Here is a 14429-nt window from a genome sequence, read left to right on the forward strand (position 1 = left end):
ACCTGGGTCATCTCGGCGCCGGCCCCCAGCCCCGACGCCGAGATGACCCAGGTGGTCCGCCCGTCATGAACAAGCCCCTGCGCCGGATCGCGCTCTTCTGCGGCCTCCTGGTCCTCACCCTGCTGCTGCGCGACAACTGGCTCCAGTACGTCAAGGCCGACAGCCTCAAGACGGACGACAACAACCGCCGCGTCACGATCGCCCGCTACGCGACCCCGCGCGGCGACATCATCGTCGACGGCAACCCGATCACCGGTTCCACCGAGACCAGCACCTCCGGGCTGAACGACCTGAAGTACAAGCGCACCTACAAGAACGGCGCGATGTGGGCGCCGGTCACCGGATACGCCTCGCAGGCCTTCGGCGCCAACCAGCTGGAGTCCATCGAGGACGGCATCCTCTCCGGCACCGACGACCGGCTCTTCTTCCGCAACACCCTGGACATGATCACGGGCAAGGCGAAGTCGGGCGGCAACGTCGTCACCACCCTCAACCAGGCCGCGCAGAAGGCCGCGTGGAGCGGTCTGACGAAGCAGGGCGGCAAGGGCGCGGTCGTCGCCCTCGACCCGTCCACCGGCAAGATCCTGGCGCTGGCGTCCTACCCGTCGTACGACCCCTCGTCGTTCGCCGGGAACTCCACCTCCACGGACTCCAAGGCCTGGCAGAAGCTCCAGAAGAAGTACGACCCGAACGACCCGATGCTCAACCGGGCGCTGCGCGAGACCTACCCGCCGGGCTCGACCTTCAAGGTGGTCACCGCGGCCGCCGCCCTGGAGAACAACCTGTACTCGTCCGCCGACTCGGCGACCGACTCGCCGCTGCCCTACATCATGAAGGGCACCACGACCGAGCTGAAGAACGAGGGCAGCATCCCCTGCAAGAACGCGACCATGCGCGTCGCGCTCCAGTACTCCTGCAACACCGTCTTCGGCAAGATCGGCTCGGACCTCGGCAACGACAAGATGCTGGCCGAGGCGAAGAAGTTCGGATTCGACTCCGAGCAGTTCACCCCGATCCGCTCCAGCGCCTCGGTCTTCTCCGACAACATGAACTCCTCGCAGACCGCGCTGTCCTCGATCGGCCAGTACAACACCGCCGCGACCCCGCTTCAGATGGCCATGGTCGCCTCCGCGGTCGCCAACGACGGCAAGCTGATGAAGCCGTACATGGTCGACAAGCTCCAGTCGTCGAACCTCGACACCATCGCGCAGACCGAGCCGGAGGAGATGAGCCAGCCGCTCTCCTCGAAGAACGCGCAGGTCCTTCAGTCGATGATGGAGACGGTCGTCGACAAGGGCACCGGCACGAACGCGAAGATCAGCGGCGTCACCGTCGGCGGCAAGACCGGCACCGCGCAGCACGGTGTCGCCAACAGCGAGAACCCGTACGCCTGGTTCGTCTCGTACGCCAAGCTCCCCGACGGCAGTTCGCCGGTCGCCGTGGCCGTGGTCATCGAGGATTCCAGCGCCAACCGTGACGACATCTCCGGCGGCGGTCTCGCGGCCCCGATCGCGAAGAACGTCATGGAGGCGGTCATCGACAGCAAGAAGTGACTCCGCTCACGTCCCCTTCACATCGGTGCACGTTGCGATACCGGTCCTGTATCGGGTGACGGGCTTGGCCAGGTCACACAAAGCCAGCCGGGTACGGTAGGCCCGGACGGCTAGCCTCCGACCGCACACCCGTGCGGGTCGGGACCGACGGAGAGGGCTGGTAGGGAACTATGGAAGAGCCGCGTCGCCTCGGCGGCCGGTACGAGCTGGGCCAGGTGCTCGGCCGTGGTGGCATGGCGGAGGTCTACCTCGCCCATGACACACGCCTCGGCCGCACGGTGGCGGTGAAGACGCTGCGCGTCGACCTTGCGCGCGACCCTTCCTTCCAGGCCCGGTTCCGCCGGGAGGCCCAGTCGGCCGCCTCGCTCAACCATCCCGCGATCGTCGCGGTCTACGACACGGGCGAGGATTACGTCGACGGGGTCTCGATCCCGTACATCGTCATGGAGTACGTCGACGGCTCGACACTCCGTGAGCTGCTCCACAGCGGCCGCAAGCTGCTGCCGGAGCGCTCGATGGAGATGACCATCGGCATCCTCCAGGCCCTGGAGTACTCGCACCGCAACGGAATCGTCCACCGCGACATCAAGCCGGCCAACGTCATGCTGACGCGCACCGGCCAGGTCAAGGTGATGGACTTCGGCATCGCCCGCGCCATGGGCGACTCCGGCATGACGATGACCCAGACGTCCGCGGTGATCGGCACCGCCCAGTACCTCTCCCCGGAGCAGGCCAAGGGCGAGCAGGTCGACGCCCGCTCGGACCTCTACTCGACGGGCTGCCTCCTCTACGAACTCCTGACCGTACGGCCGCCCTTCGTGGGCGACTCCCCGGTCGCGGTCGCGTACCAGCACGTACGCGAGGAGCCGCAGCCGCCGTCCGTCTTCGACCCCGAGATCACGCCCGAGATGGACGCGATCGTCCTGCGGGCCCTGGTCAAGGACCCCAACTACCGTTACCAGTCCGCCGACGACATGCGCATCGACATCGAGGCCTGCCTCGACGGCCAGCCGGTCGCGGCGACGGCGGCGATGGGTTCGGTCGGCTACGGCGGCTACGGCGACGACCAGCCGACGACGGCCCTGCGTTCCGACGCCGGCGCCACGACGATGCTGCCGCCCATGAACCCGGACGACGGCGGCTTCGGCTACGACGACCGCCCCGACCGGCGCCGCCAGCAGAAGAAGAAGACGAACACCTCGACGATCCTGCTGGTCGTGGCGGCGGTCCTGGTGCTGGTGGGCGCGATCCTGATCGGGAAGTGGGCGTTCAGCGGGAACGGCGGTGCGGACAAACCGTTCGCGGCTCCGAACTTCGTCGGCCAGACCTACGCCACCGCGCAGACCATGGCCGTCAACTCCGGCCTGAAGCTGGCCGAGCCCACCCGCAAGGCCTGCGAGAACGCGCCGAAGGGCAGCGTCTGCTCGCAGGACCCGGGGGTGGGCGCCGACGTCAAGAAGGGCGACACCGTCAACCTGGTCGTCTCGACCGGGGCCCCGAAGGTCGTCGTACCGAGTGTCGTCGGCCAGGACGTCGACGCCGCCACCACGACGCTTGAGGGCGACAAGTACAAGTTCGTCGTGAAGACCAAGCAGAAGGTGTCCGGGGAGGACCCGGGAACCGTGCTGGAGCAGAACCCGGCGCTCGGCGCGGAGGTGCAGAAGGGCACCACCATCACCCTGACCGTCGCCAAGGCCGAGGAGAAGTCCACGGTCCCGGACGTCAGCGGCAAGACCTGTGACGAGGCCAAGGCGCAGATGACCGCCAACAACCTCGTCGGGAACTGCACCGAGGTGGACACCGACGACGCCAACCTCGTCGGCAAGGTCGTCTCGACCGACCCGCAGGCCAACACCCAGGTCGACAAGAACTCGTCGGTCAACATCCAGATCGGGAAGTCGACGCAGGTCCAGGTCCCGAACGTCGTCACCCAGACAGTGAAGAACGCCAAGCAGATCCTGCAGCAGAACGGCTTCAACAACATCCAGTTCGCCGACGGCAGCGATCAGAGCGACAACGCGATCGTGACCGGGATCGACCCGGGCGCGGGCAACACGGTCGACCCGGGCAACACGACGATCACCCTCACCACCGTGGGCACCGGCAACAACAACGGCGGGAACAACAACGGCGGCACCAGCTTCTTCGGCGGTGTCACGGGAACCGCGTACCGCACCGAGGAGTAACTGCTCCTGTCGAAAGAGCCCCCGGCGTCCGGAAAGCACGCCGGGGGCTCTTTCGCGTCCGGCGCCACCAGGCCCAGTCGACAACCGATGCGGCCCAACTCCCCTGCGGCTCAAAGATGTTGGTCGAAAAACCGCTGGCACTAAATGATCTTTCCCGCATGGTCTCCAGCCGATCACAGCCCAACCAGGAGGAGAATCACGCGCAAGGTACTCGGAGCACTCGCGGCAACCGCCGTCATCGTCGCGTCCGGCGTTGTATTCGCGCCCGCGGCGAGCGCCGCCGCCTACGGCTGTGCCGGATCGGAGATCGACACCTATCCGGTGAAGACCTCGGGAGGAACCCAGTACGCCACGATCCACCTGTACTTCGACTCTTCGACAGACAAGAACTGCGCAGTGACGGTGGTCACCGCCGCCGGCGGCTCCGGAACCTCCGAGACGACCATGGCGAGCATCTCGGAGTGTTCGGGAACCACCCTCAGCAGCTGCGTCGGTGGGGCGATCATCACCAAGGCCAACGCCGGAAGCTACGCGTCCTACGCGGGGCCGGTGTCAGTCCCCGGAGGGGGCCACTGCGTTCTCGTGTCCGGTTCTCGCACGCACAACGGCGTGGTTGCCGGAAATCAGTACGGCCCTGTGCACTGCTGACCTCGGTCCAATGTCAGAGCCCCGGCACCCTGAGAAGGGCGCCGGGGCTCTTTCGTACGTACGGTGCGCTACGACCCCGCCGTCAGCGAAGCTCCTTCGGCGGTGTCCGCGCGCTGTCCACCTTGTCGACGCGGACCAGCTCGCCCCACACCACGTACCGGTACCGGGACGTGTACACCGGCGTGCAGGTCGTCAGGGTGATGTAGTGGCCGGCCTTCTTCTTGCCGGACTCCGCGGGGATCTGGGCGAGGGTCTTGACGTTGTACTTCGAGGTCTCGGGAAGGATGTCGTAGACCTTGTAGACGTACCAGTCGTCCTTCGTCTCGAAGACGATCGGGTCGCCCTTCTTGAGCTTGTCGATGTTGTGGAACTTGGCGCCGTGGCCGTCGCGGTGGGCGGCGAGGGCGAAGTTGCCGGTCTTGCCGGTGGTCGGGAGGGTGGCCTTGACCGGGTCCGTGTAGTAGCCGGCGACGCCGTCGTTCAGGACGCTCGTCTCGGTGCCCTTCTCGACCAGCACCTCGCCGTTCTTCATCGCGGGCACGTGCAGGAAGCCGATGCCGTCCTTGGTGTCGAGTGCGCCGGGTCCGGTGTCCTTGTCCTTGGACCAGTTGTCGCGGACCTTGTCGCCCTGCTTGTCGGCCGTGCGGTCGGCGACGACGTTCGTCCACCACAGGGAGTAGACGACGAACAGGCCGAGGATCAGGCCCGCCGTGATGAGGAGTTCACCGAAGACGCTGACCGCCGTCGCGACCGGGCCGGTGCCGCGGGGGCGGTCCGGTGGGGACGCGGGCGTGTCGGTCTGCTCGTCGGTGTCGTCGGTGGTCGCTGCCACGTTCATCTGCCCCTACTCGATGAGCGCATCCGGCTTGCCCTTGCTGCGCGGCCGTTCCTCGACCATCTTGCCCCAGACGATCAGCCGGTACTTACTGGTGAACTCCGGCGTACAGGTCGTCAGCGTGATGTAGCGGCCGGGCTGGGTGAAGCCCGAGCCCTTGGGGATGGGGTCGATGACACTGGTGTTGCTCGGCGCCGTCACAGGCAGCGTCTTCGTCATCTTGTAGACGTAGTAGGTGGACTGGGTCTCCACCACGACCTCGTCACCCGGCTTGAGCTGGTTGATGTACCGGAACGGTTCGCCATGGGTGTTGCGGTGGGCGGCGAGCGCGAAGTTGCCGGTCTTCGCGTCCGGCATAGCGGTCTTGAGGGCACCCTCGCTGTAGTGCCCGACCATCCCCTTGTCGAGCACCTTCTTGTTGCTGACGCCCTCGGCGATCGGCGCCACCACGTCCAGCTTGGGGATGTGCAGGATGGCGAAGCCCTGCCCCGGGGAGAACTCTCCCGGAGCGCGCTTCCCGCTCGCCCAGTCGTTCTGGAGCTGACTCGCCTCGCTGCCGGCCTGCGCGTGCGCCCGTACGTTCGTCCACCACAACTGGTAGGTGACGAACAGCAGCATCAGCACGCCGGTGGTGATGAACACCTCGCCGATCGCCCGGCTCGCGACGACCGCGGCACCCGGCTTGGTCGCCCGCTGCCGCCGCCGCGCCTCGACCCGCGAGAGGGGAGCGCCGGCACGCGCGCCGGCACCGGATTCCGGGGCCTCAGTGGTCTCCTCCGCCGCCCCACCCGCCCCATGACGCCCGTGGCGCCCCTTGGCGGCCTTTCTCCGGGCCGCACGCCCGCCTGTGGGGGTTCCTGTGGCGGAGGAGGCGGATGAGGCGTCAGACGCCGATATGGACCGGCCGTGGCCCGTCCGCTCCGGCGAGAGGTCCGCCAGCCGCAGCGCGACGGTCTCTTCGTCGATCGGACCGTACGGCACCCCGGGCGCACCCTGCGCCTGCGCGCCGTGCCACTGGTCGAACCCGCCCTGTTCCCCGTACGACGGTTCCGCGTACGACTGCTCCCCGTACGCGGCCTCGGACTCGCGCTCGGGGCGCAGCGCGGTCACGCCGTGGCCCTGCCCACCACCGGGGCGAGCCCCGCCGACCTCGCCACGGCACCCTGGTCGCCGCACTCCACCAGCCAGTTGGCCAGCATCCGGTGCCCGTGCTCGGTGAGCACCGACTCCGGGTGGAACTGGACGCCCTCGACGGGCAGTTCGCGGTGGCGCAGGCCCATGATGATGCCGTCGTGCGTCCGGGCGGTGACTTCCAGTTCGGCCGGGACCGTCTCCGGCTCGGCCGCCAGCGAGTGGTAGCGGGTCGCCGTGAAGGGCGAGGGCAGCCCGGCGAAGACGCCCTTGCCCTCGTGCTCGACGAGCGAGGTCTTGCCGTGCAGCAGCTCGGGGGCGCGGTCCACGACACCGCCGTAGGCCACCTGCATCGACTGCATGCCGAGGCAGACGCCGAAGACGGGTACCCCGGTCGAGGCGCAGTGCCGCACCATCTCGATGCAGACGCCGGCTTCCTCGGGGGTGCCGGGGCCGGGCGAGAGGAGGACGCCGTCGAAGCCGTCCTGGGCGTGCGCCGTCGAGACCTCGTCGTTGCGCAGCACCTCGCACTCGGCGCCCAGCTGGTACAGGTACTGGACCAGGTTGAAGACGAAGCTGTCGTAGTTGTCGACGACGAGAATCCGTGCGCTCACTGGTTGTCCACCGTCACATCGTTGAAGGGCAGCAGCGGTTCGGCCCACGGGAAGACGTACTGGAACAGGATGTAGACCACGGCCAGGGCCAGCACGAGCGAAATCAGCGCCCTCACCCACGCGTTCCCCGGCAGATGCCGCCAGATCCAGCCGTACATGCCGTCCCTTCCGTCGCGCCACGGCACCAGACTCACGCCGTACGTCACCAGACTAACGGCGCAGCGCGGCTGGTCTCCCGGCCTCCACAGGCTGTGTGGAGTCGAGATGGGCCCAGACGATCAGCCGGTGGCTGTGCCCCCACTCCGGATCGCACGTGGTCAGCGTGAGATAGCGGCCCGAAGCCGTGTACCCGGACTTACGTGGCACAGGATCGATCACCTCAATGTCGGTGGGCACTGTTTTGTAAGGCCCTTTGTCGATCCGATACGTGAACCAGGTGGTCCCGTCCGTCAGCACCACCGCGTCACCCGCGCGCAGCTCCGGAAAGTTCACGAAGGGGTCGCCGTACGTCCTCCGGTGCCCCGCCACGGCGAAGTTGCCGACCTGCCCCAGCCGCGCGGTGCCGGCGTAGTGACCGAGCCCCTTCTTGAGGGTGCTCACGTCGGTGTCCTCAAGGACGGGCTTGTTCCACGTGAAACCAAGCCGCGGGATGTACATGATCGCGAAAGGCTTGCCGTCCTTGTAGGCGGCCGGTTTCGCCGGAGCGGCGGGCGATGGTGCTGCGGACGCCTTCGGGCGCGCGGTCTGCTGCGACCACTGGTTCTGTAACTGGTCGATCTGGTCGCTCATCGTGCGGTCGGCCTTCACACCGGTCCAGAACAGCACGTAGACCACGAAGAGGACGATCAGGGTGCCCACGGTGATGCAGAGTTCGCTGACGCTCCTGACGATCACGCGCACCGGCAGCTCCCGTACGGCCGCTTACTCCACTGGCTTCTACTCCACTGGCTTCGCGTAGTGCAGATCCACTGTGCCCGAGTACCCGGGAAGAGTCACCGTCCCGTCGTCGGTCACTTTCCAGCCGAGCCCGTAGACGTCGACGTACACCTTGTAGTTCTGGATCGCCTTGGACGCCGTCAGCGCCGCCTGCAACTTCCCCGGGTCCCCGACCGCCGTGATCTTGTACGGCGGTGAGTAGACCCGGCCCTGGAGGATCAGGGTGTTGCCCACGCAGCGCACGGCGCTGGTCGAGATCAGCCGCTGGTCCATGACCTTGATGCCCTTGGCGCCGCCCTGCCAGAGGGCGTTCACCACGGCCTGGAGGTCCTGCTGGTGGATGACCAGGTAGTCGGGCTGCGGCTCGGGGTAGCCGGGGAGCTTGGCGGTGGCGTTGGGCGGGGCGTCGTTCAGGGTGACGGTGACGGCCTTGCCCTTGAGGTTCTGCGCGCCCGCGGTCCGCTCCAGTTCGGTGAGCTTCTCGTCGTCGGCGCCCGTGCTGGTGTCGTCCTCCTCGCGGAGGGAGTCGACCTCGTCGCGCAGGACTCCGTTGGCGTCGTTCAGCCGGCCGTTCTTCTGGCTGCGGGTCTGGATCAGGTCGGACAGCTTGAGCAGGGAGGCGTCCGTGCGGATGTTGGTGCCCTTGGCCGTGTTGAAACTGGTGAAGAAGATGAGCCCCGCGAGGGCGAAGACGGCCACCGTGAGAATCCGCACGGGACGGAAACGGCGGATACCGGCAGGACTGGTACCCGTCCCGGGGGAGTCGGCAGAATTGCTCAACGTACCCTTATCTCCTTCGGCGCCGCGGAAGCACTACGCTAACGGACGCCCGGGGGAGCACTCAGTGTCCCCTTGTACGCTGCCCCGGAGCCCGCCCCAGTTCCCTGCGCGGCCACGCAGCGCATCGACAGGAGAGACCCTCGTGCCGAAGTCACGTATCCGCAAGAAGGCCGACTACACGCCGCCGCCGGCGAAGACGGCGACCGCCATCAAGTTGAACAGCCGTGCCTGGGTCGCACCGGTCATGCTGGCCATGTTCGTGATCGGGCTGGCCTGGATCGTCGTCTTCTACGTCACCGACGGCTCCATGCCCATCGACAGCCTGGACAACTGGAACATCGTGGTGGGCTTCGGCTTCATCGCCGCCGGGTTCGGCGTCTCCACGCAGTGGAAGTAGCGGCACAAGCAGCGGTCGAAGCTGCGGCCACCGCTCGGTGAACGCAGCTCTGCCCACGACTTTCCGCTGAGTTATCCACAGGCCAGAGAAGTATCCACAGCGGGCCTGGGGAAAAAGAACGACGATCTGTGGATAACCCACTGGGTGTTGACGCTGGTGTGACTGACACACCGGCAACCGCAAGCCTGTTCGCCCCCTGCCTGACCTGCATAAACACGGGTCAGCGACAGGGGGCACAGCTGTTCCCGCACGGTATGCACAAGATCCGCCACGCACTGTGGACAACGGTTTGATATCAGCTGAGCTGAGCCGTCCTGATCAGCGTCAACACCACGACGATCACGAGTACGACGGCACACGTCCCGTACTGGATCAGGGCCCGCCGCTCACGCGGGGCGTGCACCATCGCGTACCCGGTGATCACACCGGCGACGAGGCCGCCGATGTGGGCCTGCCAGGCGATGTTGCCCCAGCCGAAGGTGAAGATCATGTTGATCACCAGCAGGGCGATGATCGGTCGCATGTCGTACCTGAGCCGGCGCATCAGCACGGCGGTCGCGCCGAAAAGGCCGAAGATGGCGCCGGAGGCACCGAGCGAGGACTCGAACGGCGAGGCCAGCAGATACGTCAGCGCGCTGCCCGCGAGGCCGGAGACGAAGTAGAGCGCGAGATACCGGACCCGGCCGAGCGCAGCTTCCAGGGGGCCGCCGAGCCACCACAGACTCAGCATGTTGAAGCCGATGTGCCACACGGCCTGGTGCGCGAACATCGCGGTCACCAGGCGGTACCACTCGCCTTCGGCAACGCCCGACGTGGCCTGGTAAGGCGCTGGCGGCCACTCGCCGACCAGGACGAGGTGGTCGAGGAGCGAGGGGCGCACCTGGACGGCGATGAACACCGCCACGTTGATGCCGATCAGGATCTTGGTGAGGAGCCGCGGATCCGCCGCCACCGCGCCGCCGGCGATCGTGCGGGGCTGGGCCGCGGTCGGGGCGTGCCCCGTACCGGAGCCGCCGCGGACGCACTCGGGGCACTGGAAACCGACGGAGGCGCTCACCATGCACTCGGGGCAGATCGGGCGCTCGCAGCGGGTGCAGCGGACGCCGGTCTCACGGTCCGGGTGCCGGTAGCAGACCGGCAGACTCTGGGCATCCTGGGGCCGCTGTTCCTCCGGGCCCTGCGGGCTGCCTGGCGCCTGGTCCATGGGGTCCCCTCAATCCTTCGTACGCAATGCACCGCCCCGCCCATCCTTACGGACGAGCGGGGCGTTTGGTTCCCGGCGGTAAGTCCTAGCGGGTCTCGACGACGACCGACTCGATGACGACGTCCTCGTCCGGGCGGTCGGTGCGCGGGTTGGTCTTGGTGGACGCGATGGCGTCCACGACCTTCTGGCTCGCCGCGTCGGTGATCTCACCGAAGATGGTGTGCTTGCGGGTCAGCCAGGCCGTCGGGGAGACGGTGACGAAGAACTGCGAGCCGTTGGTGCCCGGCCCGGCATTGGCCATGGCCAGCAGATAGGGCTTGTCGAAGCGCAGGTCCGGGTGGAACTCGTCCTCGAACTGGTAGCCCGGGCCACCGGTGCCGTTGCCCAGCGGGTCGCCGCCCTGGATCATGAAGCCGCTGATCACGCGGTGGAAGACCGTGCCGTCGTAGAGCTTGTCCGTGGACTTCTCACCGGTGGTGGGGTTCGTCCACTCACGCTCCCCCTTGGCGAGCTCGACGAAGTTCTGGACCGTCTTGGGCGCGTGGTTCGGCAGAAGCCGGACTTCGATGTCGCCGAGGCTGGTCTTCAGGGTGGCGTAGAGCTGCTCAGCCACGATCTGCCTTCCGTTGTCTTCCTGTGACTCCCAGATCCTCGCACGCTCGTCGCGCCGCGTCGCCCGACAGCGTTCTCCCGGGGCTTATCCACACGAACCGCTTGCATAAAACCGGCCGAGTGGCTCCGGGACAGGGGCACGGCACGGGGATCCGTGGCATTGTCGACGACAAGCTCCCGTTCCCTCGTATTCATCCGGTATTGCACGTGATCGTGACCCGGATGCCCGCCCTCTACATGCCCCGTGTTCCGTTGGCAGGCATGATCCGTAAATGGGCGGATAGACGAAATACCGTACCGCCACCGAGGAGGAGGAACCCCGTGACCCGCATCGACAGCGTGCGCTCCGCGACCGGTTCGGCGAAGGACAGCGTGCTGCACGCCGCGGAAGTGGTGGCGCCCTACGCCGACACGGCCAAGGACAAGGCCTCGTACTACGCCCATGAGGCACGCGTACGACTCGCGCCCAAGGTGTCGCTGGCCGCAGACCAGGCCCGCGTCCAGTACGACGCCCACGTCGTGCCGCGCCTGGAGCAGGCCCGCACTCATGTGCCGCCGAAGGTCGACCAGGCCGCCCAGGAGGCCGCCGTCCGTACCCGCAAGGCCGCCCAGCAGGCCGCCGAGTACTCACGGCCGAGGATCGAGCAGGCGGTCGCCGCCGCAGGCCCGGTCAAGGACGAGGCCGCCGCGCGCGGTGCGGCCGCGTTCGCCGCGCTGCGCGGCCAGGTCTCGCCCAAGGAGATCCAGAAGCTGGTCCGCAAGCACGAGCGGCGCGCGAGGGCCGGCCGGCTCGCGAAAGGGCTGGCGGTTCTGGGCATCCTGGCGGGCGGTGCTTTCGCCGCCTGGAAGTGGTGGGACAAGCAGGCCAACCCCGACTGGCTGGTCGAGCCGCCCGCCGCGACCGAGGTACCCGAGTCGGGACGCCTCACCTCGGTGGACGGCAGCCCCCAGGCCGTACTCGACCCCGAGGTCGAGGCCAAGCAGGCCGAGGACGAGGCCGCCGAGAACGACGAACAGCGCTGACGTCCGACGCACTTTCAACATCGCCGTGGGGCAGGAGACTTGAGGGTCTCCTGCCCCACGGCGATGTTTCACGTGGAACAGTCCCGGGCCCAGGCGAACGCCCCTGATTTCTTGATTTACGCAAGTTGCCGCGATGACGTTTGCAACGGCCCAGGTGCACAAGCAGCGCACAGACCCCCTTAACGGACCGCACACCCCTGATTACACGTCCGCATTCGCACCAGCTCACACACCTCCCGCACACGCGGGCACACCATCCGCACATCATGCCGACGACCGGTGCGGCACCCCGCGATCTCCACCCGGCACCGATATTTGCGCAAATAACTGCAACGAAGAGTGGCCCTTCAGGTGACGCACGTCACCTCCCGGGCACAAAGAAACACCGGCCGGACGCCACTGAGGGCGACCGGCCGGTGCGGGATGTGGAGCCTAGGGGAGTCGAACCCCTGACATCTGCCATGCAAAGACAGCGCTCTACCAACTGAGCTAAGGCCCCGCTAGAGAAGCGTCCGACCGGCAGAACCACACACCGGCGGGCTTCGGAGACCAGCGTACCGGGTCACCCCCGGTATCTCGCAAAAAGTTGGGGGTCCCGGTGAACGACCACTCTCCGTAAGATGCTCGGCGTGGTTCGCTAGAGCGAACCACGGTTTTGGGGAAGCGATGGGGAGACGCAATGGACGCCGCACAGCAGGAAGCCACCGCCAGAGCGCGGGAGCTGCAGCGGAATTGGTACGGGGAGCCTTTGGGGGCGCTCTTCCGTAAGCTCATCGACGATCTTGGGCTCAACCAGGCTCGTCTGGCAGGGGTGTTGGGACTGTCCGCGCCGATGTTGTCCCAGCTGATGAGCGGTCAGCGGGCGAAGATCGGCAATCCCGCGGTGGTCCAGCGGGTGCAGTTGTTGCAGGACCTGGCGGGACAGGTCGCGGACGGCAGCGTGAGCGCGGCCGAGGCGACCGAGCGCATGGACGAGATCAAGAAGTCCCAGGGGGGCTCGGTGCTCAGCAACACCACGACCACGACGAGCAGTTCGGGAGCGCCCACGGTCAAACGGGTGGTCCGCGAGATCCAGTCGCTGCTGCGCTCGGTGGCCGCCGCGGGCGACATCATCGACGCGGCGGACACCCTCGCCCCGACCCACCCCGAACTGGCAGAGTTCCTCCGGGTGTACGGCGCCGGCCGCACGTCGGACGCGGTCGCGCACTACCAGTCCCACCAGAGCTGAGCCCCACGGCCCGGCCGCCGATCGGGGGTTCGGCAGCCGGGCACGCGGCCGGCGAGGGGCACGAGGGGGTCGTGTCACTCACCGGCAGCACGTGCGGAACAGCCACGAGGAAGTGCCACAAGAGGGAGTCGTACCGCTCGTCTCGGGGGAAGCAACGGGGGTAGCCGAAGGGGGAGGAGCGACGCACAGCCATGGGTGAGGTCTTCGCCGGCCGGTACGAACTGGTCGACCCGATCGGGCGCGGCGGTGTCGGCGCGGTCTGGCGCGCCTGGGACCACCGGCGTCGCCGCTATGTGGCCGCCAAGGTCCTCCAGCAGAGCGACGCGCACTCGCTCCTGCGCTTCGTCCGGGAACAGGCGCTGCGGATCGACCACCCCCATGTGCTCGCACCGGCCAGCTGGGCCGCCGACGACGACAAGGTCCTGTTCACCATGGATCTGGTGGCCGGTGGCTCGCTCGTCCATCTCATCGGGGACTACGGCCCCCTGCCCCCCGCCTTCGTCTGCACGCTGCTCGACCAGCTCCTCTCCGGTCTCGCCGCGGTGCACGCGGAAGGTGTCGTGCACCGCGACATCAAGCCCGCCAACCTGCTCCTCGAAGCCACCGGCACGGCCCGTCCCCGCCTGCGCCTGTCCGACTTCGGCATCGCGATGCGGCTGGGCGAGGCTCGTCTGACGGAGACCAACCTCGTGGTGGGGACGCCGGGTTACCTCGCGCCCGAGCAGATGATGGGCGCGGAACCGGACTTCCCCGCCGACCTGTTCGCCGTAGGGCTGGTGGCTCTGTATCTGTTGGAGGGGGCCAAGCCGGACGCCAAGGCGCTTGTGCAGTACTTCGCGGAGCATGGGACCCCGGGGGCACCCAAGGGCATTCCGGAGCCGCTGTGGCAGGTCGTGGCGATGCTGCTTCAGCCCGATCCGCAGGCCCGCTTCCGGACGGCCACGGGGGCGCGCAAGGCGCTCGCGGCGGCCGCGGAGCTGTTGCCCGAGCCCGGCCCCGACGACGAGTTGATCGAGATCTTCGACCAGATCGGGCCGCTTCCTTCGGATTTCGCGCCCGAGGGTCCGCTGAAGCGGGCTTCCGGGGTGGACACGGGGTCGACGACGACTCCCTCGTCGACCGGGTCTCCCGAACCCGAGAACGACCCGGGCGCCGGTGTCGGCGGTGTCGGGAATGTCAGCGGCGAGGGTCTCGACTCTGCCTGGCCCGGCACGGACTCCGTACCCGTGGATCCGCGGCAGGGCATCGTCTCCCAGCCGAACCCGACTCCCACCCCACATCC

General features: G+C 67.7%; 15 protein-coding genes and 1 tRNA gene. 7 read left to right on the forward strand and 9 right to left on the reverse strand.

Annotated elements, in window-relative coordinates; all coding sequences use genetic code 11:
* Positions 1-65 precede the first annotated feature (65 nt).
* The 3 genes from ACNFOC_RS38155 (at position 66) to ACNFOC_RS38165 (ending at position 4387) form a co-directional block, all read left to right on the forward strand.
* Positions 66-1553 (forward strand): peptidoglycan D,D-transpeptidase FtsI family protein, encoded by a 1488-nt coding sequence (locus tag ACNFOC_RS38155; RefSeq protein WP_416963605.1) that lies wholly within the window; start codon positions 66-68, stop codon positions 1551-1553.
* A gap of 170 nt (positions 1554-1723) precedes the next feature.
* On the forward strand, positions 1724-3739 hold the full coding sequence (gene pknB / locus ACNFOC_RS38160; RefSeq protein WP_416963606.1) for a Stk1 family PASTA domain-containing Ser/Thr kinase: 2016 nt from the start codon (positions 1724-1726) through the stop codon (positions 3737-3739).
* Positions 3740-3883: 144 nt separating this feature from the next.
* Entirely contained in the window at positions 3884-4387 is a 504-nt protein-coding gene (locus tag ACNFOC_RS38165) for a hypothetical protein (RefSeq protein WP_416963607.1), read from the forward strand.
* An 82-nt stretch (positions 4388-4469) separates the two neighbouring features.
* Here the strand turns inward: ACNFOC_RS38165 and ACNFOC_RS38170 are convergent, their stop codons facing one another.
* The 6 genes from ACNFOC_RS38170 to ACNFOC_RS38195 are packed head-to-tail and all read right to left on the reverse strand — an operon-like array spanning position 4470 to position 8683.
* On the reverse strand, positions 4470-5225 hold the full coding sequence (locus tag ACNFOC_RS38170; protein ID WP_416963608.1) for a class E sortase: 756 nt from the start codon (positions 5223-5225) through the stop codon (positions 4470-4472).
* A gap of 6 nt (positions 5226-5231) precedes the next feature.
* Positions 5232-6332, reverse strand: coding sequence for a class E sortase (locus ACNFOC_RS38175; protein ID WP_416963609.1), 1101 nt, complete (start codon positions 6330-6332; stop codon positions 5232-5234).
* The gene (locus ACNFOC_RS38180) at positions 6329-6967 is read right to left on the reverse strand and encodes an aminodeoxychorismate/anthranilate synthase component II (RefSeq protein ID WP_390167080.1); all 639 of its coding nucleotides are present in this window, start codon (positions 6965-6967) and stop codon (positions 6329-6331) included. The genes ACNFOC_RS38175 and ACNFOC_RS38180 overlap by 4 nt, the downstream gene beginning before the upstream one ends.
* Positions 6964-7173, reverse strand: a complete 210-nt coding sequence (locus ACNFOC_RS38185) for a hypothetical protein (protein WP_329253767.1) — start codon at positions 7171-7173, stop codon at positions 6964-6966. Before ACNFOC_RS38185 ends, ACNFOC_RS38180 begins: the two co-directional genes overlap by 4 nt.
* Before the next feature lie 4 nt (positions 7174-7177).
* On the reverse strand, positions 7178-7867 hold the full coding sequence (locus ACNFOC_RS38190; RefSeq protein WP_416963610.1) for a class E sortase: 690 nt from the start codon (positions 7865-7867) through the stop codon (positions 7178-7180).
* Positions 7868-7903: 36 nt separating this feature from the next.
* A complete protein-coding gene (locus ACNFOC_RS38195; protein WP_416963611.1) occupies positions 7904-8683 on the reverse strand; it encodes a DUF881 domain-containing protein in 780 nt (259 codons plus the stop codon).
* A gap of 142 nt (positions 8684-8825) precedes the next feature.
* Between ACNFOC_RS38195 and crgA the strand changes: the two genes are divergently transcribed.
* Positions 8826-9080 (forward strand): cell division protein CrgA, encoded by a 255-nt coding sequence (gene crgA, locus ACNFOC_RS38200; protein WP_019073554.1) that lies wholly within the window; start codon positions 8826-8828, stop codon positions 9078-9080.
* Positions 9081-9375: 295 nt separating this feature from the next.
* Here the strand turns inward: crgA and ACNFOC_RS38205 are convergent, their stop codons facing one another.
* Together ACNFOC_RS38205 and ACNFOC_RS38210 are read right to left on the reverse strand one after the other, a co-directional pair.
* On the reverse strand, positions 9376-10284 hold the full coding sequence (locus ACNFOC_RS38205) for a rhomboid family intramembrane serine protease (RefSeq protein WP_416963612.1): 909 nt from the start codon (positions 10282-10284) through the stop codon (positions 9376-9378).
* Positions 10285-10369: 85 nt separating this feature from the next.
* The gene (locus tag ACNFOC_RS38210; RefSeq protein WP_416963613.1) at positions 10370-10897 is read right to left on the reverse strand and encodes a peptidylprolyl isomerase; all 528 of its coding nucleotides are present in this window, start codon (positions 10895-10897) and stop codon (positions 10370-10372) included.
* Between the two features lie 320 nt (positions 10898-11217).
* On the opposite strand from ACNFOC_RS38210, the gene ACNFOC_RS38215 reads away from it, so the two are divergent.
* Entirely contained in the window at positions 11218-11919 is a 702-nt protein-coding gene (locus ACNFOC_RS38215) for a DUF5324 family protein (RefSeq protein WP_416963614.1), read from the forward strand.
* 426 nt (positions 11920-12345) lie between these two features.
* On the opposite strand, the gene ACNFOC_RS38220 is transcribed toward ACNFOC_RS38215, so the two are convergent.
* Positions 12346-12418: transfer RNA gene (locus ACNFOC_RS38220), tRNA-Ala, on the reverse strand.
* Positions 12419-12598: 180 nt separating this feature from the next.
* On the opposite strand from ACNFOC_RS38220, the gene ACNFOC_RS38225 reads away from it, so the two are divergent.
* Together ACNFOC_RS38225 and ACNFOC_RS38230 are read left to right on the forward strand one after the other, a co-directional pair.
* Positions 12599-13147, forward strand: a complete 549-nt coding sequence (locus ACNFOC_RS38225; RefSeq protein ID WP_019055167.1) for a helix-turn-helix domain-containing protein — start codon at positions 12599-12601, stop codon at positions 13145-13147.
* Between the two features lie 191 nt (positions 13148-13338).
* A partial coding sequence (locus ACNFOC_RS38230) for a serine/threonine-protein kinase (RefSeq protein WP_416963615.1) occupies positions 13339-14429 on the forward strand: 1091 nt, incomplete at its 3' end.

It is taken from the genome of Streptomyces colwelliae, assembly GCF_048158785.1.
Classification (GTDB): domain Bacteria; phylum Actinomycetota; class Actinomycetes; order Streptomycetales; family Streptomycetaceae; genus Streptomyces.